Annotated in this window: 3 protein-coding genes; 2 read left to right on the top strand and 1 reads right to left on the bottom strand. The window is 65.9% G+C overall.

The window, feature by feature from the left end; translation table 11 throughout:
• The first annotated feature begins 57 nt into the window (after positions 1–57).
• Both GKQ77_RS32075 and GKQ77_RS32070 read left to right on the top strand, forming a co-directional pair.
• Positions 58–660, top strand: a complete 603-nt coding sequence (locus tag GKQ77_RS32075; RefSeq protein WP_219692638.1) for a class I SAM-dependent methyltransferase — start codon at positions 58–60, stop codon at positions 658–660.
• A gap of 166 nt (positions 661–826) precedes the next feature.
• Positions 827–1,180 carry a hypothetical protein gene (locus tag GKQ77_RS32070; RefSeq protein ID WP_219692636.1) on the top strand — a complete coding sequence of 118 codons (354 nt, stop codon included), beginning with the start codon at positions 827–829 and terminating at the stop codon, positions 1,178–1,180.
• Here GKQ77_RS32070 and GKQ77_RS32065 read toward each other — a convergent pair.
• Positions 1,145–1,819 (bottom strand): RNA polymerase sigma factor, encoded by a 675-nt coding sequence (locus tag GKQ77_RS32065; protein ID WP_258022326.1) that lies wholly within the window; start codon positions 1,817–1,819, stop codon positions 1,145–1,147. The genes GKQ77_RS32070 and GKQ77_RS32065 overlap by 36 nt on opposite strands.
• Positions 1,820–2,115 lie beyond the last annotated feature (296 nt).

Raw genomic sequence — 2,115 nt, 5'->3', positions numbered from 1 at the left:
CCACCGCCCCGTGCAGATCAGGTGCATGCCGGCCAGACGATATACAGGCCTTGGACATTGCCCCTGTACGACCTGATGGCCTTCAAGATCAACTGCAAGTTCCTCTTCCGGGTCCCGGTCTCCGAGGTGGTCGCCATGTTCGACCGCAACATCTCCCCGGACCACCTGGACGTCGGCGTGGGCACCGGCTACTTCCTCGACAACTGCCGCACCGCACCAGGGCAGGCCATCACGCTCGCCGATCTGAACGAGCACTCGCTGCGCCACGCGGCCCGCCGTCTGGCCCGCTTCGACGTCAGGACGGTCCGGGCCAACGCGCTGGAACCGCTCCCGCTCCCCGAGGCGGCCTTCGGCTCCGCGTCGCTGAACTTCCTGCTGCACTGCGTGCCGGGCACCATCCGCGAGAAGGCGAAGGTGCTGGACAACGTCGCGGCCTGCGTGCGGCCTGGCGGGCGCCTCTTCGGCGCCACCGTGCTCGCCAAGGGCGTACCGGTGGGACCGGCCGCCCGGGTCGGCTTCTCGGTGTGGAACCGGCGGGGGTATCTGAACAACTCCGGGGACAGCCTGGAGGATCTGCGCGCGGAGCTGGCCGCCCGGTTCCCCGTCCACAAGGTCACCGTCCACGGCTGCACGGCACTCTTCGAGGCCGAGGTCCCCTGATCCCGGTCCGAGCGACCCCTCAAGTTCTGAAACCAGCCTTGCGGAGTTCACCGGCAGCGCCCAAGGATGTGGCCGGAAAGCGGTAGCCGCGCAAACCAAATGCCCGCTTGGTATCGCGGTTTGCGGGACACTCCTTTACTCTTCATCTAGTTAAGGGGTGAACTAGATGTTGGAGGTGACCGGGGTGCACAACGCCGACGAAGACGCTGGCAGCGCGGCGCTGAACAGACTCTCGGCAGCCCTCGGGACGCCCGCGCAGGAGGCGGCCGAGAACGCCAAGGCACTGTTTCCCTTTATCGCGCTCGCAGCCGCGATGGACGACGAAGCGCTGACCGCCGACGCGCTGGGCTACGAGGCGCTGGAACGCGAGCCGCTGGACTACGAGGCGCTGAAGCACGAGTCACTGGACTACGAGGCGCTGGAACGCGACGCACTGGATTACGAGGAGTCGTCGCTCGCCACGCTGGAGGGCCGGCCTGCCGGCTCAGCAGGAAGGTACTCGGCTCCCCCTGGTCGCTGACCCCAGTTCGGCGCCGTTCTCCTCGGCGAAGGTCCGCAGGCCCATCTTCTTGATGGAGTCGAAGAGTTCTCTGGCCTGTTCGGACCGTCCCTCCTCGCACTCCAGCGCGCGCTGCAGATGCTTCAGGCAGCGCCCCCGCATGGGACCGATGGAGCCACGCGCCAACCCCAGCGTCGCGCTCACCTCGTCGTACGACATAGGCGGCTCGGCCACCAACAGACCCAGCAGCGCCTGGCACTTGGGCGACAGCGAGCAGTAGGCGAGGAGCACCTCGTCACGGGTCTCGCGGTCGAGTGCCGTCTCTTCCGGCTGGTTCGACGACGGCTGCGGCCGGTCGAACACCTCCGGGTCCTCGATCGGCGTGCTGCGCCCGGACTTCTGGATGTGCTTCAGGCTCTCCCTACGAGCGGAGACGGAGATCCAGTGGGCCAGCTTCTCCGGATCCCTGAGCTTCCCCAGATGCTGGATGACCCGCATCCAGGTGGTCTGACTGACGTCCTGGCAGTCGGCTGTGGACAACCGGTGCCCACGGGCTATGGCCCATATCAGAGGTGTATAGCGGTCGACGATCCTGTTCCAGCTCTCCTGGTTCCCCCCCAGGCATTCGTCCACCAGTTCATGCAGAGCAAGACCTTCCATGCTTCCCCCGTCGCTCTCACTTAGAGATAGAGGCTCAAAACCACCGCCCCTATCGCTACAGGATGCAACTATACGGCGGCCCCAAGGCGCAGTGTCAACGCTTACTGAAAAGGTGCCCTATGGGGTGAGGCTGGGAAGTAGGGCCTCAACTCGGGTCAAGAGGCGCGGAGTTAGCCCATTCCGGGCGCCCCACGGAAGCCCCCCAACCCGCCGCCTGCACCCCCGAAGACGCCTCGTGGAGCGTCGAAACACACGACACGCCTGATGAGACTATTCGCGCCCATTATTGACGAAGC

The sequence above is a fragment of the Streptomyces anatolicus genome, assembly GCF_019400875.1.
GTDB classification, from domain to species: Bacteria; Actinomycetota; Actinomycetes; order Streptomycetales; family Streptomycetaceae; genus Streptomyces; species Streptomyces anatolicus.
This window is presented reverse-complemented; position numbering and strand designations above follow the sequence as displayed.

Bases quoted from the DNA above. Each gene is read 5' to 3' on its own strand.
- GKQ77_RS32070 (WP_219692636.1), top strand. From the start codon at position 827: ATGTTGGAGGTGACCGGGGTGCACAACGCCGACGAAGACGCTGGCAGC.
- GKQ77_RS32065 (WP_258022326.1), bottom strand. From the start codon at position 1,819: ATGGAAGGTCTTGCTCTGCATGAACTGGTGGACGAATGCCTGGGGGGG.